This window comes from Vannielia litorea (assembly GCF_018424695.1).
Classification (GTDB): Bacteria; Pseudomonadota; Alphaproteobacteria; order Rhodobacterales; family Rhodobacteraceae; genus Vannielia; species Vannielia litorea_A.
Window position 1 is genome coordinate 1 of sequence record NZ_QTNQ01000074.1, and the last position, 22,125, is coordinate 22,125.

Here is a 22,125-nt window from a genome sequence, read left to right on the forward strand (position 1 = left end):
GGCGGCGGCTTCGGCGGGGGCCTTGCCGCCGCCTGTTTGCGGGCGGAGCCGCAGCCAGAGGGGCACGGGTGCATAGCTGCGGTAGCCGCGCGGGGCGGGGCAGGCGAGGCATTCCTGCGCCTCGGACGCGCCCGAAAGCTGGTCGAGCACAAGCCGCTCCACCCCGGCCTCGCAGCGCGGCAGGCCGCTGCGCTGGCGGGTTTCAAGGGCGTGGCTGCAGAGCTGGCCATAGGCGCCACGCAACCCCGGGCAGGCCGCGTAGGCGCGATCAGAGGCAGCGGCGAGCGCGGCAATCTCCCTGCGATCGGCGGCGAGCGGATCGGCGGCGGCAGGGGGGATGTCGACACTGGCCGCCAGCGCGGCAAGCCAGAGGTAACAGGCGCGGTTGAGGGCGCGGGTGGGGAAGCTGTCGATCACCGGGGGCAGGCGCAGGCGGTCGCCGTCGAAATCGGCCACGTGCACCTGCTCGCGGGGCGTGCCCAGCCGCCGCAGGCGCCCGGTTCGGTGGCCGGAGGCGGCGAGCGGGGCCGGGGCAATCTCTACCCCTGCCCCACCGCCCAGCGCCCGGAAGAGCGCGGCGACGGAGGAGCGCATCTGCGCCAGCGTCACCGCCTCTCCGGCCTCGGTGGCGGCACCCCAGCGCGAGGCCATGTCGTGCCAGAGGTTGCCAACGGTCTCCTCCGGCTCCATCAGGTCAAGCAGGTGCATCATGGCGCTCACCCGTAGATCACGGCGGCGAGGTCGCGCAGCGCCTGCTGGGTATCCGGCTCGTCGCTGAGCGGCGCGATCACTGCCGCCTCCAGCGCCCGTTCCACCGCCATGCCGCCCGCGATCATCGTGGCGGCGTAGATCAGCAGGCGGGTGGAAACCCCCTCCTCCAGATCCATCCCCGAAAGCGTGCGGATCTTGCCGCCGAGCCGCACCAGCGCCGTGGCGCGGGCCTCGTCGAGCCCGCTTTCGCGCATCACCACCGGCACTTCCACCTCGGGCGACGGGAACTCGAAGCCGATGGAGACGAAGCGCTGGCGGGTCGAAGGCTTCAGCTTCTTCAGCACGTTCTGGTAGCCGGGGTTGTAGCTGGCCACGAGCATGAAGCTCTTCGGTGCGGCCAGCTCCTCGCCGGTGCGGTCGATCACCAGGCGGCGGCGGTCGTCGGTGAGCGGGTGGAGCACCACGGTCACGTCTTTCCGGGCTTCCACCACCTCGTCGAGGTAGCAGATGCCGCCCTCGCGCACCGCCCGGGTGAGCGGACCGTCGACCCAGACGGTCTCGCCCCCTTTCAGCAGGTAGCGCCCGATCAGGTCGGCGGCCGAGAGGTCGTCGTGGCAGGCGACGGTGTGGAGCGGCAGGCCAAGCCGGGCCGCCATATGCTCGACGAAGCGGGTCTTGCCGCAGCCGGTGGGCCCCTTCAGAAGAAGGGGCAGACCGTTTTCATGGGCCGTTTCGAACACCGCGCATTCGTCTGCTTGCGCGTGATAGAACGGCAGGTCGGCTGTGTTCAGGTCTTTCACCGGATCATTCTCCCGGAACGGCCATGGGGCCGGGTTTGACGACCTCGCGGCGCACCACGAGCATGGAGTAGATGAACAGCAACGCCCCCAGCACCACTGCCACCCCGGAGCCGAAGCGCATGAGGTAGAAGAGGTCGAGCTGGTCCTGCACGTCCATGAAATACTCACCCACGATTCGCTGCATGTGCGTCTGGATCGTGCCGGCGAAGGTGAGCGTGAAGGTCATGAAGCTCATTCCCCCGGTCATCAGCCAGAAGGACGCCATGTTGAGCACCTGGTTGTAGGGCGCGCGGTTCCGCAGCACCGGCATGGCGTAGCTGAACATCGCCAGGTTCAGGGCCACATAGGCGCCGTAGAAGGCCAGGTGCCCGTGGGCGGCAGTGATCTGGGTGCCGTGGGTGTAGAAGTTCACCCCGTGCAGCGTGTGCAGGAAGCCCCAGACGCCGGCACCGAAGAAGGCGACGGTGGACGAGCCGAGCGACCAGAGCAGCGCGGCCTTGTTCGGGTGGTTCTTGCGCCCCTTCCAGACCATGATGAAGGCGAAGGACATCATGGCGAAGAAGGGCACCACTTCGAAGGTCGAGAAGATCGAGCCGACCCATTGCCAGTAGCCCGGCGTGCCGATCCAGTAGAAGTGGTGGCCGGTGCCGAGGATGCCGGAGAAGAGCGCGGTGGCGACAATGACATAGAGCCATTTCTCGATCACCTCGCGGTCGACCCCGGTGAGCTTGAGCATCAGGAAGCCCAGGATCGCGGCCATCACCAACTCCCAGGTTGCCTCGACCCAGAGGTGCACGACGAACCACCAGTACATCTTGTCGAGGCTGAGGTTGTCGGGGTTGATGAAGGCAAAGACCCAGAGCAGGCAGAGCAGCCAGAGGCCCATCATCAGGATGTTGGTGATCGCCGTCTTGCGCCCCGCCAGGAAGGTGAGCGAGACGTTCACGAGGAAAATCACGGCGGCCACGAGGATGCCGAACTTGACCCAGAGCGGCTGCTCCAGAAACTCCCGCCCGCCGTGGATGCCCACGAGGTAGGAGCCGACGGCGCCCAGCGTGCCGACCACGAGGATCGCCAGTTGGATGTAGGCGAGCTTGACCGAGAAAATCTCGCGCTCGCTCTCCTCGGGCACGAGGTAATAGGCCGCGCCGAAGAAGCCCAGCAGCAGCCAGACAATGAGCGCGTTGGTGTGGATCATCCGGACGATGTTGAAGGGCAGCAGCTCCGACAGCGTGTTGGGCGAGACGTAGATCCAGCCCAGCAGCAGCCCGCCCAGCACCTGGATGCCGAAGAGCGCCATGGCGGTGACGAAGTAGGCGTAGGCCACCTTTTGCGATTGGTATTTCATGATGTCTCTCCCTTAACCCGCGTCGTTCGGCGGCCAGTTCTGGGTGTCGGTCTGATCGGCCCAGCGGAGGAATTCGGCGAGGGCACGCATCTCCTCCTCGGTGATCTCGAAGAAGGGCATCTGGCGGCGGCCCTCGATGCCGGAGGGCTGGGCCTTCATCCAGCCGTCGAGGATCTCGTAGGCCAGCTCGGGATCGTCCAGCGCGCCCCAGCGGGTCATCACGTTGCCGAGCTCCGGGGCAAAATAGGCGCCCTCGCCGTGCAGCGTGTGGCAGTTGATGCAGGAGTGGCGCTCCCACACATGCTTGCCGTGGCGCACCTCGTCGCTCAGCTCCATGCCGGCGGTGGAGGTTTGCACGATGTGCCGGTGGCTTTGCACCGTCATGGCCACGAACACGACCACGAAGAATATGGATCCTCCGTAGAACACGTTTCGGGCGCGCGATTTGGTAAGTATTTCTGACATGTCGCGTTCCGGAAGTTTTGTTTCGGATGCGACTTTTCTAGGGGCCACCGGCGGGCCGGATGTTGCGCAAGCGCAAAGAAGCGGGCGAAAGCCGGGGGCAGGCTGGGGCGGAAAGGACACGCCATGCGCCGCCGCCCCGATTTCGACGATCCGGACCTGCCGCTCTCGGAGCTGTTCAACGCCTGGCCTGAAATGGCCACGGTCTTTCTCGAACGCCGGATGCTTTGCCCCGGCTGCCCGATTGCGCCGTTTCACGCCATACCCGACGCCTGCCTGGAATACGATCTGGACGAAGACGCCTTTCGCGCCGAACTGGAGGCGCGGGCCGGCCCCGGCTTCAGGACTGGGCGCCGCTCAGCACCACGAGGGCGTGCGGATCGGTGACCGTAATGTGCTTGCGGGTCGATTCCACGATGCCGTCCTTCTGCCAGGCCGACAGCAACCGGCTCACCGTGTGCAGCGTGGTGCCTGTCATCTCGGAGATGTTCTGACGGGTGACGGGAAAGGCGATCTCGATGCCTTCGGGCACCTTGCGCCCGCTCTGGGTGACCATCCGCAGCAGGGCGCAGGCGACGCGCTTCTCGACGGCCTGGGTGGCCATCTCTGTCAGTGTTTCCTGAATCTGGCCAAGGCGCTGGCCGAGGGTCTTGTAACTCTCGGAGGCAAAACCCGGATACCGGGCGATGAACTCAGGCCACAGCCGCACCGGCCATGACAGCGCGATGCTTTCGGCGGCAGCAATGGAGGTGGCCGGATAGGTCTCTCGTTGCAGGGCCGGGGCGATGCCGAAGAGCTGGCCCGGCGAGATGTGCAGCACGATGATCTGATCGCCGCCCGGCGTGGTGCGCACCACCCGCAGGTAGCCGTCGAGCAGGAGGTAGAAGCGGTCGGCGTGCTCGCCCTCGCGGAAGATCTCGCGGCCCTCCTCGTAACGCCGCGACACGGCGGCATCGAGGATCTCGCGGATCTGCGAACGCTCCAGCAGCGAGAAGGGCGGCAGGCCGTTCAGAAGGCTTTCGTCAAGTTTCGGCACTTTCGCTCGCAGAGTTTGTTTCAGAGCAACGTTCGCCCCGGAGCCTTAGTGCAAAACCCGCTCAACCGAAACAAGCGGATACGCATGAAAGGATAGTCCGATGTTTGCCAAGATGATGCTTGCCGGAGCCCTGACCCTCGCAGCGGGCGCGGGCTGGGCAGAGACCCACGAGGTGAAGATGCTCAACAAGGGCGAGGTTGGCGCGATGGTCTTCGAGCCCGCCTATGTGAAGGCCGCGCCGGGCGACGTGGTGAAGTTCATCCCCACCGACAGGGGCCACAACGTGGAAAGCATCGAGGGGATGCTCCCGGAGGGGGTGGAGGCCTTCAAGACCAAGAACAACGCGGAATTCGAGCTGACCGTGGAGGCCGAGGGGCTTTATGGCATCAAGTGCACGCCGCATTACGCGATGGGCATGATCGCGCTGGTGCAGGTTGGCGAGGCCGTCAACCTCGATGAGGCCTCGGCGGTGAAGCACAAGGGCAAGGCGAAAGGCCGGATGGCCGATCTCTTCGCCCAGGTCGAGTAGTCCCAGTTTCCTTCGAACTCGACCACCGGGCGGTGCCATGCGGTGCCGCCCGTACCCTTTCTGACCCGGGAGTCCTGCCATGGTGCCTGACAGATCGTTCCGCGGCCCCGCGCTGTTTTCCTACGGATTCCGGCCGTTCTTCCTTGCAGCCACGCTGTTTGGCCTCGGGGTAATCCCGCTGTGGTGGCTGGTGTGGGAGGGGCGCGTGGAGCTTGCCAGCGTATTTCACCCCACCGACTGGCACATCCACGAGATGATCTACGGCTACGGTGCGGCGGTGGTGGCGGGCTTCCTGTTCACCGCCGTGCCCAACTGGACCGGGCGCTTGCCGACACGCGGCTGGCCGCTGGCGGCGTTGCTGGCGCTTTGGGGCGCCGGGCGGCTCGTGGTGGCTGGGGTCGGCGGCCCCGGCGCTCTCGTCACGGCGCTGGTGGATCAGGCCTTTCTGCTCGCCGTGGCCGGGATGATCGCCCGGGAGATCGTGGCGGGGAAGAACTGGCGCAATCTGAAGGTGTTGGTGCCGGTCACCCTGCTCTGGCTCGCCAATATTGCCTATCACGCCGAGGCGGCCTTTGCCGGAACGGCCTGGCACGGCCATCGCGCCGGGATCGGCCTGCTGATCTTCCTCATCCTGCTCATCGGTGGGCGCATCCTGCCCAGCTTCACCCGCAACTGGCTGGTGCAGCGCGGTTGCACGGCCCTGCCCGTGCCCTTCAATCGGTTTGACGGCGTGGCCCTCGCCTTTGGCGCGCTCGCCCTCGCCAGTTGGGTTGCCGCCCCCGAAGCCCGGGCCACAGCAGGGCTCTGCGTGCTTGCCGCGCTCCTTCATCTGGTGCGCCTGGCCCGCTGGCGCGGCCATGCGACCTGGCGTGCACCGATCCTGCTGATGTTGCACCTGGCCTATCTCTTCGTACCCCTCGGGCTCGCCGCAGCGGGTGCCGCCGCCCTGAACCTTGCGACCGAGGCGACGGCAACGCACCTCTTGGGCATCGGCGCCATTGGAGGCATGACGGTTGCTGTGATGATGCGCGCCACGATGGGCCACACCGGACGCCCGCTCGTCGCGGGCCCGGTGTTGACCGCGGCCTTCGGCCTGACGCTGGGTGCGGGGCTGCTTCGCATCGCCTCCGACGCGCTGCCGGGCGGCCCGGCGCTGTCGGCCCTGCTCTGGGCGGCAGCCTTCGCGCTGCTTGTGGCCCGGCTTGGCCCGATGCTGGCCCGACCAAAGACCACCCGTCGACGGGCCTCATCGCCTCCGGCGTAAATCAAGCGTGAAAACAACCGGCGCAGGGCAGTCGGGCCGGGACGCAGGACCGGCTTTCCGGCATACTGACGGCATTCCTTGATGTCATTTGCGAGCCCGCCATGCCCAGCCTGCGCTATTCCATTCAGAGCACGATCTTTTCCATCATCGAAGCCATCCCGCCGCTGGCCAGGCTGGCAAACCGCTGGGCGATCAACCGGGTGGTGAAGCGGGCCCGGAGCCGCCCCCACCCGCTGAGCACGGTGAGCGATTACGTATCGTGGCGCGGGCTGACGGATCGGCGCTGGAGCGGGCGGCACCTGCCGCCGCGACGCCGGGAGAGCCTGCCGGAGGTGAGCGCCTTGCTCGGTCTCTTCGCGCGGCGCGATGGCACGCAGCGGCTGTGCCCCAAGTCGACCTGCCTGTTCCCGACCTTCGCGCAATACCTGACCGACGGTTTCCTGCGGACCGAGACCGAAGGGCTGCTCGCGGAGGGGGACGACCCGGAGCTGCGGTTGCGGCGCAACACATCGAACCACGAGATCGACCTTTGCACGCTTTACGGGCGGACCTATGCGCAGACCCTCGCACTCCGGCTCTGCTCGGAGGAGAAGGGGCAGAAGGGGCGGCTGAAGTCACAGGAGATCAACGGCGAGGAATACTCTCCGTTTCTCTACAAGGACGGCGTGCCCGACCCGCAATTTGCCGCGCTCGACCCGGCGCTGGGGCAGGACGACCTGCCCGAGGCCCAGCGCGACACGCTCTTTGCCGTGGGGGGCGACCGGGTGAACTCGGTGCCGCAGGTTGCGGCGCTGAACACGCTGCTGCTGCGCGAGCACAACCGTCTGGCCGGAGAGATCGAGGCTGCGCATCCGGCGTGGGACGACACCCGCGTGTTCGAAACCGCCCGTAACACCATGATCGTGCTCTTCATCAAGCTGGTGGTGGAGGATTACATCAACCACATCTCCCCCCTGCCCTTTTCGCTGAAGGCCGACCCTTCGGTGGCCTGGGAAGCAAGCTGGAACAAGCCAAACTGGATCACCACTGAGTTCAGCCTGCTCTATCGCTGGCACGCGCTGATCCCCGACGAGATGCCATGGGGCGGGGCGGCGCAGCCCCTCGCCGGGACGCTGCGCAACAACACCCTGATCCTCAAGGGCGGGCTGCTGAAGGCCTTCGAAACCGTCAGCGCCACCCCCGCCGCCGAACTGGGGCCGCGCAACACCGCGCAACCGCTGCTGAAGGTGGAGGAGGCCTCGATCCTTCAGGATCGCGCCTGCGAGCTGGCCAGCTTTTCGGACTATTGCGCCTATCTCAAGCAGGACCGGCCCCAGAGTTTTGGCGAGATCTCCTCCGATCCGGAGGTGGCCGCAGAGCTGGCCCGGCTCTACACCCGCCCCGAGGATGTGGAGTTTTTCGTCGGCCTCTTCTGTGAGGATCGCGTGGCCAACAGCCCGCTGCCCAACCTCGTGCTGGTCTTCGTGGCGCTCGACGCCTTCAGCCAGGCCCTGACCAACCCGCTGCTGTCCCGCCACGTGTTTGTGCCAGAAACCTTTTCGGCCCCCGGCTGGAAGGCGATAGAGGAGACGGCGACGGTGCGTGACATTGTGGATCGCAACGTGCCGGGCGGTGCGGGAGACAGCTTTATCTCGATGACCCGGGCAGACTGGCAGCCAGAATAGGCGCGCCATAAGGCTGCCTTATCAGGCCAATCTACAAATCGAATTTTTCCTGATACCGGCGGACTGCTAGGCTGGACGCATGAGGGAGGAATCACCGGTGCCGAAAGGGGCCGGCCTTTCCCCCATGCCAAATCCAGCTACAGGAGCGCCCGATGGACGGAGCAGAACTTTCAAACATCAGCAAATGCCCGGTGATGCACACGCACGCCGCACGCGGAAACAAGGATTGGTGGCCCAATCAGCTCAACCTGAAGATCCTCAACCAGAACGCGCCGGGCACCTCGCCGCTGAAGGATTTTCATTACGCCGAAGCCTTCAAGGGCCTTGATCTGAAGGCGCTCAAGGCCGACCTGACCGCGCTGATGACCGACAGCCAGGAGTGGTGGCCTGCCGACTTCGGGCACTACGGCCCGTTCTTCATCCGCATGGCCTGGCATTCCGCGGGCACCTATCGCACCGCTGATGGGCGCGGCGGCGCGCGCTCCGGCTCGCAGCGCTTTGCCCCGCTCAACTCCTGGCCCGACAACGGCAACCTCGACAAGGCCCGCCGCCTGCTCTGGCCGATCAAGCAGAAATACGGCAACGCGATTTCCTGGGCCGACCTGATGGTGCTGACGGGCAACGTCGCGCTGGAGTCTATGGGCTTCAAGACCTTCGGCTTTGCCGGGGGCCGGGCCGATGTGTTCGAGCCGGAAGAAGATATCTACTGGGGCGCCGAAGATGAGTGGCTCGCCCAGTCGGATGCGCCCAACAGCCGCTACTCCGGCGACCGCGAGTTGGAGAACCCGCTGGCCGCCGTGCAGATGGGCCTGATCTACGTGAACCCCGAGGGCCCCGACGGCAACCCCGACCCGCTGGCCTCGGCCAAGGACATCCGCGAAACCTTTGGCCGGATGGCCATGAACGACGAGGAAACCGTAGCGCTGATCGCCGGCGGCCACACCTTCGGCAAGACCCACGGTGCCGCCGATGCGGCCAATGTCGGGGTCGAGCCGGAAGCCGCGGGCCTTGCCGAGCAGGGCTTCGGCTGGGCCAACAGCCACGGCACCGGCATGGGCGCCGACACCATCACCTCTGGCCTCGAAGTGACCTGGACCTCGACGCCGACGAAGTGGTCGATGGGCTACTTCGACAACCTCTTCGGCTTCGAGTGGGAGCTGACCAAGTCGCCCGCCGGGGCCCACCAGTGGACCCCGAAAGACTGGAACGGCGAGCACGCGGTGCCCGATGCGCACCGCGAGGGCGAAACCCATCCGCCCACCATGCTCACCACCGACCTCGCCCTGCGGTTCGACCCGATCTACGGGCCGATCTCCAAGCGCTTCCACGAGAACCCGGAAGAGTTTGCCGATGCCTTTGCCCGCGCCTGGTTCAAGCTGACCCACCGCGACATGGGGCCGAAAGAGATGTACCTCGGGCCGGAAGTGCCGAGCGAGGATCTGATCTGGCAGGATCCGATCCCGGCGGTCGATCACCCGCTGGTGGATGCGGCCGACATCAAGGCGCTGAAGGCCAAGCTGCTCGACGCGCTGCCGGTGTCGGACCTTGTAAAAACCGCCTGGGCCTCGGCCTCCACCTTCCGCGGCTCCGACCTGCGCGGAGGTGCCAATGGTGCGCGCATCCGGCTTGCCCCGCAGAAGGACTGGGACGCCAACGAACCTGCCGAACTGGCCCGCGTGCTGGGCGTGCTCGAAGGGATCAAATCCGAGTTCGATGGCCAGGGCGACAAGAAAATCTCGCTGGCCGACCTGATCGTGCTCGGTGGCTCCGCCGCCGTCGAGAAGGCCGCTGCCGATGCGGGCTCGCCGACCGAGGTGCCCTTCACCCCGGGCCGGATGGACGCCAGCGAAGAGCAGACCGACGCCGAGGCCTTCGAGCCGCTCGAACCCCGCGCCGACGGTTTCCGCAACTACATGGGCGGCAGTTTCGCTGTCTCGGCGGAAGAGCTGCTGATCGACCGCGCCCAACTGCTCACCCTGACCGCACCGGAGATGACCGTGCTCGTGGGCGGCCTGCGGGTGCTGGGCGCCAACCACGGCGGCAGCAAGGCCGGTGTCTTCACCGACCGCGAAGGCCAGCTCACCAACGACTTCTTCGTGAACCTGCTCAGCATGGACACGAAATGGGAAGACGCGGGCGACGAGAAGGTGTTTGTCGGGAAAGACCGCAAGACCGGCGAGAAGAAATATGACGCCACCCGCGTCGATCTCGTCTTCGGCTCCAACAGCCAGCTTCGGGCGATTGCCGAGATCTACGGCCAGGCCGATGCCAGCCACGCCTTCGTCGAAGACTTCATCGCCGCCTGGGTGAAAGTGATGGAGGCCGACCGCTTCGACGCCTGACGCGCGCGAACGGCCACAAAACAGGGGCGCCGGGCCAACTCGGCGCCCCTTTTGTCATTTTCTTGCCGGCAAATACTCCCCGGCCCCTCCCCGCGCTATGAGCCCGTCACACCAATGCCTCCCCGCGCGGCCCTCACCATGGCGCGCCGAGGGAAGGGGCCGCAATAAAAGGAATGCGCCTGCAGGGCGCGCAATTTGACAGCAGCCAAAGGAAACGCCGCCGGAGGGAGCCCCGGCGGCGCGTGTCTTTCAAGCCTTCCTCAATCTGTATGGAGGGATCAGTTCGTCAGGATGTAGTAGCTGTTGCGGATCCGGCCCTGGTTGCGGACGCCGATGAAGAAGTAGCCGTCCCACTTCGGGGTCCAGGAGCAGTAAAGCTTGTCGGAGTAGCTGCGATCGAGGCAGATCACGTTGCCGCCCTCATCCGTCACCACGAGATCAAGGTTGGCATCGCCATCGCCCACGATGGCCAGCTCGGCCAGGCGTCCGCCGTAGAACGGCACCTTGAACACGTCGGTCTTGCCGGCGGGCAGGCGCGACAGGGTGCGGGAGGCGCCCCCGATGCGGCCACGGGAGCCCTCGGCCTTGATGTCGGCGATCATGCTCTGAAGCGCCTCGTCGTCACCGGCCAGTTCCTCGGCCTCGGCGAGCATCTCCTCGGGGGTGGTCGGCGCGTCCACGCCTTCGCCCTCTTCGGCGCCCTCGTAGCCCTCGATGTCCTTGGTTTCCTTCTCGCGCTCCACGTCCTCGGCCTCGACCGACATGGCGATCTTGGCGGCGGTGATGATCGAGAGCGCGTCCTTGTTGGCCGAGCCGTAGGCGTAGAGATCCTGCGCCATGGCCATTTGCGCCACCGCGCCGGCCTCGCCTTCACCCGCGCCATCGGCGGCGTTGGGGCCTTCCTGGTCCTGTGCCCAGGCGGTGCTGCCGAGGGCGACCACCGCAGTCGTCGCCAGCACGGCGCTGAGGGTCTTGAATTTGGTCATCATTACCTTTCGTCCTTCCCTTCAATTGGGGCGGCACCGCCAGGGTGGCATGCGCCGGAATAATGCAGAGACACTGGCAAATGCCGCCGCGTAAGGGAAGACGGTATTTGGTGACAAATGCCGTTAGCGCTGCATTCCCAAAGGCTTAGCCGCGCCGCAGTACGTCATTTGACATCACTCGGCGCTGCGCAGCACACGTGCCGGTGGCATCGACAGCGGGCGCAGGGCAAAGCCCAAACCCGCGATCAGCGTGGCGAGCACGCCGCCCGAAACGATGGCAACGGCAGAGACCGGCTCGAAGCTGTAGTCCCCCTCCATCACAAAGGTGGTCACGCCCCAGCCCGCGAGCCCGCCCGCGACGATGGCCACCACCCCGGCGGCCAGCCCCAGCAGCGCCGCGCGCAGCACCAGATAGGCCAGCACCCGCCCGCGCACCGCGCCCAGCGTCTTGAGCACCGCCGCCTCGAACTCCCGCGCAGGTTGCCCTGCCGCCGCCGCGCCGATCAGCACCACGCCGCCCGTCACCAGCGAGGCCAGCGCGCCATAGGTGATGGCCGCCGCGATGCCCTCCAGCAACCCCGCCACGCGTCCGATCGCCTCACGCACACCGATGCCGGTGATGTTGGGCCAGGTCTGCGCCACGTCCCGCAGGATCGCCGGTTCGGCCTCGGCCTCGGCATAGACGGTGGCGATATGGCTGTGCGGCGCTCCTTGCAGGGCGGCGGCGTTGAAGGTCATCACGAAGTTGATCCCCATGGTCGAAAAATCGACCTCGCGGAAGCTGGCGATGGTGGCAGTGATCTCGCGGCCCAACACGTTCACGGTGATCTCGTCGCCGATCTCCAGCCCGATCTCGGCGGCTTCCTCGGCGGCAAAGCTCATCAGCGGCGGGCCGGTGTAATCTTCGGGCCACCATTCGCCTTCCGAAACGCTCACACGCTCGGGCTGGGCGGCGGCATAGGTCAGCCCCCTGTCACCGCGCACCACCCAATGGTCCGGCGCCACCTCGGTGGCGGGTTGGCCGTTGATCCGGGTGATGACGCCGCGCAGCATCGGCGCGGTATCCACCCGGTTCACCTGCGGGTCTTCGTCGAGACGGGTGAGAAACGGGCCAATCTGGTCAGGCTGGATGTCGATGAAAAAGAACGAGGGCGCGACCTCCGGCAGATCGCCCTGAATGGCCGTGCGCATGTTGGAAGACACCTGCCCGACAGCGGCCAGCACCGAAAGCCCGAGCCCGAGCGAGAGCACCACCGCAGAGGCCTCCTGCCCCGGCCCGCCGACCGAGCCGAGCGCCAGCCGCAGCGCCGGCCAGCCCCGCACCCAGCGCGCCCGCGAAAGGCGGCGTGACAACCGGCGGATGCCCGCCGCCGCTGCGAGGAGGAGGAGCAGGGCGAAACAGACGCCAAGCGCGGCCCAGATGGTGAGCGTCCAGAGGCCGGAAAAGAAGGCCGCCGCTCCGACGAGCAGCGCCGCGAGCGCGAGGGTCAGGAGGATGACGAGCGGGCGCGGCAGGTGGCGGCGGGTGTCCGAGAGCGCGCGGAAGAGTTGGGCGGGGCGGATCTCTTCGGCCCGGCTCACCGGCCAGAGGGTGAAGATCAGCGCCGTCAGCGCACCATAAAGCGCCGCCTCGGCCAGCGGGCCGGGATAGAAGGTGAACTCGGTGGGCAGCGGCAGGCGGGCCTCCAGCACAGGGGCAAGCGCCAGCACGGCGGCAGCGCCCAGCGCGAGGCCCACCGCGATACCGAGCGCCGAGAGCGCCCCGATCTGGATCAGGTAGGCCCAGAGGATGGTGCGGCGCGAGGCGCCCAGCGTTTTCAGCACGGCGATCACCGGCGTCTTGCGTTCGAGATAGGCCCGCACCGCCGCCGAGACGCCCACGCCGCCCACCGCGAGGCCCGCAAGGCCGACAAGCACGAGGAAGGCGCTGATCCGGTCGACAAAGCGGTTGAGGCCGGGCGCACCATTGCGGCTGTCGCGCCAGCGCGCGCCGCTGTCGGAGAACTGCGAAAGCGCCTCTTCCCGCATGGCGGCAAGGTCGGTGCCCTGCGGCAGGGCGAGGCGGTAGTTGGTTTCAAACAGCGTGCCGGGCGCGAGCAGGCCGGAGCCTTCAAGGTCGGCCCGGTAGAGCAGCGTGCGCGGCCCGAGCGAGAAGCCGGAGCCTGCCGCATCGGGCTCAAGCGTCAGCGCCGCCGCCAGATAGTAGCTTGCGGTGCCCAGCTCAAAGGTATCGCCCACCTCCAGCTCCAGTTGCGCCATCAGCGAAGGGTCCATCACCGCGCCGGGCAGGCCGTCGGCCCCGGCCAGCGCCTGATCGAGCGGCATGGCAGGCTCCAGCCGGATCTCGCCATAGAGCGGGTAGATATCATCCACCCCCTTCACCTGAGTCAGCGCGGTGTTCTCACCGGCGCGGGCCATGGAACGAAAGTCGACGATTTCGGACACCCGAGTCGCCCGCTCCGCCATCCAGCCCTGCTCGGCCTCGCCCGCCGCACGGTAGGTGAAGCGCAGCTCGGCGTCGCCGCCCAGCATTGTGGCCCCCTCGCGCATCAGCCCGCCAGAGAGGCTCTCGCGCACAAGGCCCACGGCGGCAATGGCGGCCACGCCCAGCGCAAGGCAGGCGAGAAACACCTTGAAGCCGCGCAGGCCGCCGCGAAGCTCGCGGCGGGCGATCCGGGCCGACTGGGCAAGGCTCATTCGGCGGCCTCGGCCTTGGCCTCGGGCGAGATCAGCCCGTCGGCGAGGCGCACCACACGGCCGCAGCGGGCGGCAAGCTGGCGGGAGTGGGTGACAAGCACCAGCGTCGCGCCGCGCTTTTCGGAAAGGTCAAAAAGAAGGTCTGTCACCGCATCGCCCGTGGCCGCATCGAGGTTGCCGGTGGGCTCGTCGGCCAGAAGGATATCGGGGCGTGGGGCAATGGCGCGGGCCAGAGCGACCCTCTGCTGCTCGCCGCCGGACATCTGCGAGGGATAGTGATCGGCGCGATCGCCCAGCCCAACGGCGGCCAGCTCGGCCTTGGCGCGCTCGTAAGCGTCTGACATTCCCGCGAGTTCCAGCGGGGTTGCCACGTTTTCCAGCGCCGTCATCGTGCCGATGAGGTGGAAGGACTGGAAGACCACCCCCATATGTTCAAGGCGGAAGCGGGCGAGCGCATCTTCCCCCATCGCCGTCAGATCGTGCCCGAGGGCGGTGACGGTGCCGGAGGTGGCGGTGTCGAGCCCGCCCATGAGCATGAGGAGAGAGCTTTTGCCAGAGCCAGACGGCCCGATCAGCCCCAGCGTTTCACCCTTCGCGACGTCGAGGGATATGCCTTTGAGGATGTTGACCTTTCCGGCGTTGCCGTCGAGCGTGAAGGTAACATCGTTCAAGGACAGGATCGGATCGGTCATGCGCGCGCCTTTTGTTTCATTCCGATATGGGGCCAGGCTGCTGGCCCTCAAGGCTTTAACGACAATTTTGCTGGTTTCCGTCGCCCATGCCCAACCCGTTGTGGTGGCCGCGCTGGGCGACAGCCTGACAGCGGGATACGGCCTGCCGCAGGATGAGGGCTTTGTGCCGGTGCTCGAAAGCTGGCTGGAGGAGCGCGGCGCAGAGGTGGATTTGCGCAACGCCGGGGTGAGCGGAGACACCACGGCAGGCGGGCTCTCCCGCGTGGACTGGACGCTGACGGATGATGTGGATGCGCTGATCGTGGAACTTGGCGGGAACGACATGCTGCGGGGCGTCGATCCGGGCACAAGCCGCGGAAATCTCGACGGAATTCTGGCCGCCGCAGAGTCGAAGGGTCTGCCCGTCCTGCTCGTGGGGCTCACAGCCTCGGGCAATTTCGGCCCCGATTACAAGGCCGCCTTCGACGCGATGTATCCGAAGCTGGCGGAGCAATACGGTGCGCAGCTTTACCCCGATTTCTTCGCCGCGCTGACCGCGCTGGAAGATCAGGCCGCCGCGCGGCGCGAGCACATGCAGGGCGACGGAATCCACCCGTCCGCCAGCGGGGTGCGGCTGATTGTCGAGGATATCGGACCACATGTGCTGGAACTGGTGGAAAGGGCCGAGTAGCGCGGGCTACTTCCAGTCGAAGAAATCGTCGGTGGTCTGGGCGAGCAGTTCGGCGGCGAGGCTGGCGCCCATTTCGGCGGCCTGCGCGGCCGGGCCTGTGCGGCTTCCCGCGATCACCTCGGAGCCGTCAGTACGTAGGATCTCGCCCTGAAGGGTCAGGGTGTTTCCGTCGAGCGTGGCGAGGCCCGCGATGGGGGTTTCGCAGGAGCCATCGAGGCCCGCGAGAAAGGCACGCTCGGCGGCGGCGCGGGTGTGGGTTTCGGCGTGGCGGAGCGGGGCAAGCAGCCTGTCGGCCTCGCTATCCTCGGCGCGGCGTTCGATGCCGATGATGCCTTGGGCGATGGCCGGGAGCATGTCTGACGGGTCGACCGGGTGGCAGGAAATATCCTGTGCGTTCAGGCGGTTGAGACCCGCGAGCGCGAGAAAGGTGGCCTCGGCCACGCCATCGGCCAGCTTGCGCATCCGGGTTTGCACGTTGCCGCGAAACTCTACCACCGACACATCGGGCCGCCGGGCCAGAAGCTGGGCTTTGCGGCGCAGCGATGAGGTGCCCACCACGGCCCCCTCGGCCAGCGCGGAGAAGGGCTTTCCATCAAGCGTCACGAAGGCATCGCGCGGGTCTTCGCGCTCAAGAAAGCAATCGAGAACAAGGCCTTGCGGCTGCTCCACCGGCATGTCCTTGGTGGAGTGCACGGCGATGTCGATCTCGCCCGAAAGCATCGCCTCCTCGATCTCCTTGGTGAACAGCCCCTTGCCGCCGATCTCGCGCAGCGCGCGGTTTTGCACCCGGTCGCCAGTGGTGGAAATGATCACCACTTCAAAGGCGTCTTCCGGCATCCCATGGGCCGCCATGAGACGATTGCGGGTTTCATGGGCCTGTGCGAGAGCGAGCGGGCTGCCGCGGGTGCCGATCTTGAGCGTCCTGGTCATGCAGGCGGGATAGCGCGGCGGTGGTGACGTGACAATGCGGCACTTGACACTTTGCCCCGGGACGGCGACCAACACGGCCAGCGAGGAGAGAGCACATGGCCGAAAAAAAGAGCATTCTCAAAGCCTTGGCAGGTGAGGCCGTCAGCCCACCGCCGATCTGGATGATGCGGCAGGCCGGGCGCTATTTGCCCGAATACAAGGCCACCCGCGCCGAGGCGGGGGATTTTCTGAGCCTGTGCTACAACTCCGACCTCGCCACCGAGGTGACGCTGCAGCCGATCCGGCGCTATGACTTCGACGCTGCGATCCTCTTTGCCGACATCCTGCTGATCCCGCAGGCGCTGGGGCAGAAGCTGTGGTTTGTCACCGGCGAGGGCCCCCGGCTGGAGCCGATTGGACTGCGAAAAGATTTCGAAGCGCTTAAGAACGGGGACGAGGTGCATGCGCATCTCGCGCCGATCTATCGGACCGTTGGCAAACTTTCGACCGAACTGCCTGAAAAGACGACGCTTATCGGCTTTGCCGGCGCGCCCTGGACGGTGGCGACCTACATGATCGCAGGGCGGGGCACGCCCGATCAGGGGCCGGCCCATGCGCTGAAAACCGAGGATGTGGCGCTGTTTCAGGCGCTTATCGACCGGGTGACTTGGGCGACGATTGAATACCTGAACATGCAGATCGACGCGGGTGCGGAGGTGGTGAAGATTTTCGACAGCTGGGCCGGGAGCCTGAGCGGTGACGATTTTGACAACTACTGCGTTGAACCGATTAAGAAAATCATCAAGGGCGTGAAGGCGAAGCACCCCGACACGCCGGTGATCGCCTTCCCGCGCGGGGCGAAGGAGCGTTACCAAGGCTTTCACGCTGCGACCGGGGCCGACTGCGTGGCGCTGGATGATGGCGTGACGCCTGAATGGGCCGCCGAGCATGTGCAATGCGATGGCTGTGTACAGGGAAACCTCAAGTCTTCCCATATGGTTACGGGCGGCGAGGCGCTGGTGAGCGAGACCCGACGGATCGTCGAGGCCTTCCGCCACGGGCCCCACATCTTCAACCTCGGGCATGGCATCACCCCGGATGCGGACCCGGAGAACGTGCAGTTGATGATCGACACCGTCCGGGGCGGTTAACGGCGCCGGGTGGTACCAGGCCACCCCAAGGCACAACCGATGCAGAAGTGATGCACATCCCATGCATACCGCAGGCGCAGCGAAATTGCCGCGCCGCAGCGTGTTAACGTCCCGATTCGGTGGCATACTCCTCCCTTATTTTGGAGGGAGTGATTTCGATGCCGGAAGAGGAAGAAGAGGAGCTGCAAATGAGCAGCTCCAACCTGAACGATGCGGCCAAGGGGAAGACCGACACCATCATCCTGACCTCGGGCAAGAAAGGCGGCCGCAAGGTGAAGGGCGAAGATCTGCCCGCCGTGCTGATGCAGGCGGGTGTGAAGAAGGACTGGCAGGGCACGTTGGTGATTGCCTTCCCCGATGTCTGCAAGACGCCCGCCCCGGCCGGCCCGGTGCCGATCCCCTACCCCAACATCGGCGCGGTGAAGTCTGGCGCGGGCAAGAAGGTGAAGGTGGAGCAGGCGCTGCATCAGGCGGGGTTCAAGGGCATTCACGTGACATCGGTGGGCGATGAAGCGGGAAGCGCCAAGGGCGTTGTCGGGGCGAAGGCGATGACGGGCGGTTCCTTTGGCCTGTATTCCTTCGACGTGAAGGCCGAGGGCAAACCGGTGCTGCGCGGGCACGAACTGATGCATGTGACCCAGCAGAGCAGCCACGTTCCGCACATGGTGCCCAGCCAGACGAAGCCCATCAAGTAGCCGCTGCGCTTGAGCCGTGCGGCCTGCGGGGCTAGCCTCATGTCAGGCGACATAATCGTCGGGACATTGGGGGACTTCGCATGGGTGAACCGATCCGCGAGGTGACGATCGTTGGCGGGGGCACCGCCGGCTGGATGACCGCGCTTTTGCTTCAGTCGATGCTGAGGGGCGGGCCGGAGGGCGGCGTGAAGGTGACGCTGATCGAAAGCCCGAATATCCCCACGGTGGGCGTGGGCGAGGCGACGGTGCCCGGCATGCCGCGCACGCTGAAACAGGGCGGGATCGACGAGCGGGAGTTCTTCCGCACCTGCAATGCGAGCTTCAAGCTGGGCGTTGTCTTTGGCCATTGGAACGTGGACGCGAACGGGAGCCGTGTGGATTACATCAACCCCTTCGCCCATCCGCCCGCGATTGATGGCGTCTCGGCGGCGGAATACGCGATGGCCTTCGGCACCGGCGATCTGGACTTCGTGCAGACGTTTTCGCCTTCGGTCGATCTGGCCGCCGAGGCCAAGGGGCCGCGCGGGCTGGGGCAGATGCCCGGGCCGCCGGTGGGCTTTGCCTATCACCTCGACGCGGGCAAGTTTGCCGGGATGCTGAAGGAGCATTGCGTGGCGCGCGGGGTGCGGCATGTGCTTGACGATCTCGTGGAGGTGGAGCTGGACGAGCGCGGCTATGTGGCGGCGCTTCAGCTCGAGCGCGGCGGGCGGCATGGGGTGGAGCTGGTGATCGACTGCACCGGCTTTCGCGGCCTGATCATCAACCAGGCTTTGGGAGAGCCCTTCGAGAGCTACGGCAAGTATCTGGCGAATGACCGGGCGATGGCGGTGCAGGTGCCGCACCGGGACCCGGAGCGGTTGGATTCGGTGACGAAGAGCACCGCGCTGGGGGCCGGGTGGGCCTGGCGGGTGCCGCTCTTCAACCGGATCGGCACGGGCTATGTGTTTTCTTCTGCCCACAGGACGGACGAGGAGGCGCGGGCTGAGTTTCTGGCGCACCTCGGGCCGGATGGCGAGGGTGCCGAACCTCGGGTGATCCCGATGCGGGTGGGGCGCAACCGGAACGCATGGGTGAAGAACTGCGTGGCGGTGGGCCTCTCGGGCGGGTTCATCGAGCCGCTGGAATCGACCGCGATCCATATGATCGACACGGCGGTGCGCTGGCTGGTGCAGTATTTCCCCGACACCGATTATGCCGAGCCGCTGCGCGGGCGGTTCAACCATCTGGTCGATGAGCTTTACAACGAAGTGCGCGATTTCATCTGCCTGCATTACGCGCTCGGCAACCGGGTGGACGACCAGTATTGGATCGACGCGCGGGAAGAGCTGGAGGTGCCCGACAGCCTCGCCGAGAACCTCGAGCTATGGCAATACGGGCTGCCCACGCATCATGACATCCGTTTTGTTTCGCTGTTCAGCCCGATGACCTATCAGGCGGTGCTTCTGGGCAAGCGGGTGTATGAAACGGGCTATGGCAAGGGCAAGTTCGGCACCGGGCGGCGGCTCGATCCGGCGAAATGGGAGGCCTACCTGGCGCGGGCGCGGGCCGGGATTGGTGCGCAGGTGCAGGCGGCGGCGGGGCACCGGGAACTGCTGCGGGCGCTGCGGGGCGACGTTGTGGCGGAGAATGGGCTGCTGCCGGGGCTCGGCGGCGGGCCGGGGATGAAGGTTGGCGGCGAGGCGGCGATTTTGTGAGGGGTGGGGAGGTGCGCCATGAATGCGCACCCTACGGGTGTTTGGGCCGCGGCACCCAAGAAAAATCCCCGAAGCGGCGGACCGCTCCGGGGCACTTTGTTGAAAAGGTCTTCGAGGGAAATCAGTAGCCGGTGCCGAGTTGGCCGACGGTGAAGAACATCGTCTCGCCGGAGTGGTCGTCGACGCCGTCATTGTCGGTGCTGACCCATGCCGTGCCATCGGAGAAGATCGCCAGCCCCTCGACCTTGTCGAGCACGTAGCCGCCGGTGGCCTTGAGGTCGGGGAGCAGGTCGCGCACCTCTTCCTTGCTCACCAGTGGCAGGTCGCCGCCGAGCGGGGCGGGCTGCATCTGGCTCAGGGCGACGCGGGTGATCTTCTTGGTCGTGGCGGCCTCGCCGAGGAGGTTGTCGCGCTCCAGGATGTAGACGTGATCGCCTTGGGCCACGATCTCGGAGAGGCCGACCCAGCCGGTGGTGGGGGCGTCGAGCGGGTAGCGCACCGCGCCCCATTCGCCGCTCTCGGGGGTGTAGGCGACGAGCTTCACCTGGCCCTTGGGGTCATCGGCCCACTCGCGCTGCACCGCCATCCAGAGGGTGCCGTCGACCAGGGTGATGCCTTCGAAGCCGAAGCGCTTTTCCACCGCCATGAGTTCGGCGGGCAGGCCGACCTCTTCTTCGATCTCGCCCTTGGCGTTCACATGGTAGAGCGCGTGGGGGATCACCCGATCCGTCCGGCCCTCGGAGGCGAGCCAGAAGCCGCCCTCGCCATCAAGGGTGATGCCCTCGAGGTCGAGCTTCTGCGCCGGGTAGCCGGCGCGGGTGATGTCGATGGCCTCGACAATCCGCGCGGGCTTGCTGCTCACGTCGATCTTGAAGATACGCGGCTGGTAGCCATAGAAGCTGTCGGACACCGCCCAGACGGTGCTGTCGCCCTCGGCCACCATGCCCGAGATCGCGCCCCAGCCGGTGAGTTCGGCCATGCCTTCGGAGGTGAGCTGCGGATAGGCCGCCTCGCCCTCGGCATATGCGTAGAGCATCACATGCGCCCGCGCGCCACCGTCCTCGATGAGGTCGCTCTCGTTGGCCGAGACCAGCAGGTTGCGTGAGGGGATGGTGACATAGCCCTCGGGGCCGACGCCGGAGGGCAGGAGCTGGGTGAGAACGGGGTTGGCCGGATCGGTCGCGTCATAGACGCCGACGATGGAGCCGCGCTCGGAGCCGACGAAGATCATGCGCGTGCCGTTGAACTCGCCAAAGGTGACCGACTCGGGCTCCACGCCCTTCGCGTCAGAGCGCTTGTCGGGGTAGTGGCCGATCTGCACGAGCGCATGCTCGAAGCTGGTGCCGCTGTCGTAGACCACCTCGCCGGACTTGGAAAAGATCGTCCAGCCGCGCGAACCGCCCTCGTAATCGCCCTCGTTGGCGGTGGCGAAGTGCTGATCGTCGATCCATTTCACCGCGTCAGGCTCGCGCTTGCGGCCCTGCTGGTTTTCGGTGAAGCGCAGCGCGCCGCGCTCGTCGGTGGCGTCGATGCCATCGAGGTCAACCGCACCGGCGGAGAAGTGGGAGGCCACGGTGCCATCGGCGCCGATCACCACGAAATGGTTGTTTTCCTGAAGCGTCACCACGATCTCGCCCAGCGCGTTGATGTCGACGAACTCGGGCTCGGGGTCATCGCCCGCCACTTCGGCAAGGCCTGTGACGTCGATGCGCTGGAGGCTGTCGCAATCAAGGGTGCCACCCTCAAGACCGATCTTCACTACGAAGCCTGCGGGCATCTGAGGGATGATCCCGTCGTTCAGGTCTTCATCGCGCTCGTTCTCGATAGCCACGGCGATGAAGCTGCCGTCGGGAGCCTTGGCGACGGAGTCGGGCTGGCCGCCGAGGTCGCAGGAGGCCAGCTCTTCGCCCGAATTCACGTCAATCGCGACGAGGCGGCCGGAGGGGGCCACGTAGCTTTCGGAGGTGTTGATGCCAGTGAAGGCGGTGGTGCCGATCACGGCAACCGAGGTCGGCTCACCGCCCAGCGCGATGTTGCCCATCGGCTGCGGCGCGGCGGGGTCGGTGATATCCACTCGGCCCAGCACGCCAAGCGGGCTGTCGGTGTAGACCAGCACCATGCCGTCTTCGGTCACGTCGATGATCTCGGGCGAGGTTTCACGGGCGGTGTCCTCTCCCTCGGCCATGTTCTTGACGACCGGGAAGGAGGCGATGCGGTTGAAGACCTGCTCGGCCTGGGCGGCGCCGGTAACGGCAGCCAAGGCAAGGGCAGAGGTGAGAAGCGTGCGGTTCATGACTATCCCTCGGGTTCTTTGTGTGCGCGACACATGCGCCGGACGCGTGACGACAGCGTAACAGAGGCATGACAGATGCATGACGCGCCGCCCGCCTGCCCCCGGCGCACAACCCTGCTGCATTTTCTTGCTGAGAATACTCCACCCTGCCCCCTCCACCCGCGCCACGCCACCAGCAGGGC

At 66.4% G+C, this 22,125-nt stretch carries 18 protein-coding genes and 1 pseudogene; 9 read left to right on the plus strand and 10 right to left on the minus strand.

Going from position 1 to position 22,125, the window contains the following annotated elements:
• The 4 genes and pseudogenes from DYI42_RS18800 to DYI42_RS18815 form a co-directional block, all read right to left on the minus strand.
• A pseudogene (locus DYI42_RS18800) lies at positions 1-711 on the minus strand (NorD nitric oxide reductase activation protein); the annotation flags it as partial.
• Between the two features lie 5 nt (positions 712-716).
• A complete protein-coding gene (locus tag DYI42_RS18805; RefSeq protein WP_213548002.1) occupies positions 717-1,511 on the minus strand; it encodes an AAA family ATPase in 795 nt (264 codons plus the stop codon).
• 4 nt (positions 1,512-1,515) lie between these two features.
• Entirely contained in the window at positions 1,516-2,859 is a 1,344-nt protein-coding gene (locus DYI42_RS18810) for a cbb3-type cytochrome c oxidase subunit I (RefSeq protein ID WP_213548003.1), read from the minus strand.
• A gap of 12 nt (positions 2,860-2,871) precedes the next feature.
• Positions 2,872-3,324, minus strand: a complete 453-nt coding sequence (locus DYI42_RS18815; RefSeq protein ID WP_213548004.1) for a c-type cytochrome — start codon at positions 3,322-3,324, stop codon at positions 2,872-2,874.
• Between the two features lie 123 nt (positions 3,325-3,447).
• Between DYI42_RS18815 and DYI42_RS18820 the strand changes: the two genes are divergently transcribed.
• Positions 3,448-3,708, plus strand: a complete 261-nt coding sequence (locus tag DYI42_RS18820) for a DUF1858 domain-containing protein (RefSeq protein ID WP_140015315.1) — start codon at positions 3,448-3,450, stop codon at positions 3,706-3,708.
• Here the strand turns inward: DYI42_RS18820 and DYI42_RS18825 are convergent.
• Positions 3,662-4,357 (minus strand): Crp/Fnr family transcriptional regulator, encoded by a 696-nt coding sequence (locus DYI42_RS18825; RefSeq protein ID WP_213548005.1) that lies wholly within the window; start codon positions 4,355-4,357, stop codon positions 3,662-3,664. The genes DYI42_RS18820 and DYI42_RS18825 overlap by 47 nt on opposite strands.
• Before the next feature lie 100 nt (positions 4,358-4,457).
• Here DYI42_RS18825 and DYI42_RS18830 point away from each other — a divergent pair, with 100 nt between their 5' ends.
• From DYI42_RS18830 to katG, 4 genes are all read left to right on the plus strand, one after another.
• Complete coding sequence (locus DYI42_RS18830) at positions 4,458-4,886, plus strand: pseudoazurin (protein ID WP_213548006.1); 429 nt, start codon at positions 4,458-4,460, stop codon at positions 4,884-4,886.
• A gap of 79 nt (positions 4,887-4,965) precedes the next feature.
• Positions 4,966-6,150, plus strand: a complete 1,185-nt coding sequence (locus DYI42_RS18835; protein WP_213548007.1) for an NnrS family protein — start codon at positions 4,966-4,968, stop codon at positions 6,148-6,150.
• A 101-nt stretch (positions 6,151-6,251) separates the two neighbouring features.
• Positions 6,252-7,814 (plus strand): peroxidase family protein, encoded by a 1,563-nt coding sequence (locus DYI42_RS18840; RefSeq protein WP_213548008.1) that lies wholly within the window; start codon positions 6,252-6,254, stop codon positions 7,812-7,814.
• Between the two features lie 152 nt (positions 7,815-7,966).
• Entirely contained in the window at positions 7,967-10,156 is a 2,190-nt protein-coding gene (gene katG / locus DYI42_RS18845) for a catalase/peroxidase HPI (RefSeq protein WP_213548010.1), read from the plus strand.
• A gap of 278 nt (positions 10,157-10,434) precedes the next feature.
• Here katG and DYI42_RS18850 read toward each other — a convergent pair whose 3' ends face one another.
• The 3 genes from DYI42_RS18850 to DYI42_RS18860 all read right to left on the minus strand — a co-directional run bounded on the left by DYI42_RS18850 (position 10,435) and on the right by DYI42_RS18860 (position 14,531).
• Complete coding sequence (locus DYI42_RS18850) at positions 10,435-11,145, minus strand: hypothetical protein (RefSeq protein ID WP_213548012.1); 711 nt, start codon at positions 11,143-11,145, stop codon at positions 10,435-10,437.
• 171 nt (positions 11,146-11,316) lie between these two features.
• Positions 11,317-13,839, minus strand: coding sequence for an ABC transporter permease (locus tag DYI42_RS18855; RefSeq protein WP_213548014.1), 2,523 nt, complete (start codon positions 13,837-13,839; stop codon positions 11,317-11,319).
• Complete coding sequence (locus tag DYI42_RS18860; RefSeq protein ID WP_213548016.1) at positions 13,836-14,531, minus strand: ABC transporter ATP-binding protein; 696 nt, start codon at positions 14,529-14,531, stop codon at positions 13,836-13,838. The genes DYI42_RS18855 and DYI42_RS18860 overlap by 4 nt, the downstream gene beginning before the upstream one ends.
• Here DYI42_RS18860 and DYI42_RS18865 point away from each other — a divergent pair.
• The gene (locus DYI42_RS18865; protein ID WP_213548018.1) at positions 14,530-15,201 is read left to right on the plus strand and encodes an arylesterase; all 672 of its coding nucleotides are present in this window, start codon (positions 14,530-14,532) and stop codon (positions 15,199-15,201) included. The genes DYI42_RS18860 and DYI42_RS18865 overlap by 2 nt on opposite strands.
• Before the next feature lie 6 nt (positions 15,202-15,207).
• Here the strand turns inward: DYI42_RS18865 and hemC are convergent, their stop codons facing one another.
• On the minus strand, positions 15,208-16,131 hold the full coding sequence (gene hemC / locus DYI42_RS18870) for a hydroxymethylbilane synthase (RefSeq protein ID WP_213548020.1): 924 nt from the start codon (positions 16,129-16,131) through the stop codon (positions 15,208-15,210).
• Positions 16,132-16,226: 95 nt separating this feature from the next.
• On the opposite strand from hemC, the gene hemE reads away from it, so the two are divergent.
• The 3 genes from hemE (at position 16,227) to DYI42_RS18885 (ending at position 19,650) form a co-directional block, all read left to right on the plus strand.
• Positions 16,227-17,261 carry a uroporphyrinogen decarboxylase gene (gene hemE, locus DYI42_RS18875; RefSeq protein WP_213548021.1) on the plus strand — a complete coding sequence of 345 codons (1,035 nt, stop codon included), beginning with the start codon at positions 16,227-16,229 and terminating at the stop codon, positions 17,259-17,261.
• Positions 17,262-17,419: 158 nt separating this feature from the next.
• Positions 17,420-17,956 (plus strand): PAAR-like domain-containing protein, encoded by a 537-nt coding sequence (locus DYI42_RS18880; RefSeq protein ID WP_213548022.1) that lies wholly within the window; start codon positions 17,420-17,422, stop codon positions 17,954-17,956.
• A gap of 80 nt (positions 17,957-18,036) precedes the next feature.
• Positions 18,037-19,650 carry a tryptophan halogenase family protein gene (locus DYI42_RS18885; RefSeq protein WP_213548023.1) on the plus strand — a complete coding sequence of 538 codons (1,614 nt, stop codon included), beginning with the start codon at positions 18,037-18,039 and terminating at the stop codon, positions 19,648-19,650.
• 121 nt (positions 19,651-19,771) lie between these two features.
• Here DYI42_RS18885 and DYI42_RS18890 read toward each other — a convergent pair whose 3' ends face one another.
• Positions 19,772-21,943: an esterase-like activity of phytase family protein gene (locus DYI42_RS18890; protein WP_213548024.1), complete on the minus strand. Its 2,172-nt coding sequence runs from the start codon at positions 21,941-21,943 to the stop codon at positions 19,772-19,774.
• Positions 21,944-22,125: the final 182 nt, after the last annotated feature.

Excerpts from the sequence above, each read along its gene's own strand:
- katG (WP_213548010.1), top strand. The coding sequence starts at position 7,967 with ATGGACGGAGCAGAACTTTCAAACATCAGCAAATGCCCGGTGATGCAC.
- DYI42_RS18820 (WP_140015315.1), top strand. The coding sequence starts at position 3,448 with ATGCGCCGCCGCCCCGATTTCGACGATCCGGACCTGCCGCTCTCGGAG.
- DYI42_RS18880 (WP_213548022.1), top strand. The coding sequence starts at position 17,420 with ATGCCGGAAGAGGAAGAAGAGGAGCTGCAAATGAGCAGCTCCAACCTG.
- DYI42_RS18865 (WP_213548018.1), top strand. The coding sequence starts at position 14,530 with ATGCGCGCGCCTTTTGTTTCATTCCGATATGGGGCCAGGCTGCTGGCC.
- DYI42_RS18885 (WP_213548023.1), top strand. The coding sequence starts at position 18,037 with ATGGGTGAACCGATCCGCGAGGTGACGATCGTTGGCGGGGGCACCGCC.
- DYI42_RS18835 (WP_213548007.1), top strand. The coding sequence starts at position 4,966 with ATGGTGCCTGACAGATCGTTCCGCGGCCCCGCGCTGTTTTCCTACGGA.
- DYI42_RS18860 (WP_213548016.1), bottom strand. The coding sequence starts at position 14,531 with ATGACCGATCCGATCCTGTCCTTGAACGATGTTACCTTCACGCTCGAC.
- DYI42_RS18830 (WP_213548006.1), top strand. The coding sequence starts at position 4,458 with ATGTTTGCCAAGATGATGCTTGCCGGAGCCCTGACCCTCGCAGCGGGC.
- DYI42_RS18840 (WP_213548008.1), top strand. The coding sequence starts at position 6,252 with ATGCCCAGCCTGCGCTATTCCATTCAGAGCACGATCTTTTCCATCATC.
- DYI42_RS18890 (WP_213548024.1), bottom strand. The coding sequence starts at position 21,943 with ATGAACCGCACGCTTCTCACCTCTGCCCTTGCCTTGGCTGCCGTTACC.
- DYI42_RS18850 (WP_213548012.1), bottom strand. The coding sequence starts at position 11,145 with ATGATGACCAAATTCAAGACCCTCAGCGCCGTGCTGGCGACGACTGCG.
- DYI42_RS18810 (WP_213548003.1), bottom strand. The coding sequence starts at position 2,859 with ATGAAATACCAATCGCAAAAGGTGGCCTACGCCTACTTCGTCACCGCC.
- DYI42_RS18855 (WP_213548014.1), bottom strand. The coding sequence starts at position 13,839 with ATGAGCCTTGCCCAGTCGGCCCGGATCGCCCGCCGCGAGCTTCGCGGC.
- hemC (WP_213548020.1), bottom strand. The coding sequence starts at position 16,131 with ATGACCAGGACGCTCAAGATCGGCACCCGCGGCAGCCCGCTCGCTCTC.
- hemE (WP_213548021.1), top strand. The coding sequence starts at position 16,227 with ATGGCCGAAAAAAAGAGCATTCTCAAAGCCTTGGCAGGTGAGGCCGTC.
- DYI42_RS18815 (WP_213548004.1), bottom strand. The coding sequence starts at position 3,324 with ATGTCAGAAATACTTACCAAATCGCGCGCCCGAAACGTGTTCTACGGA.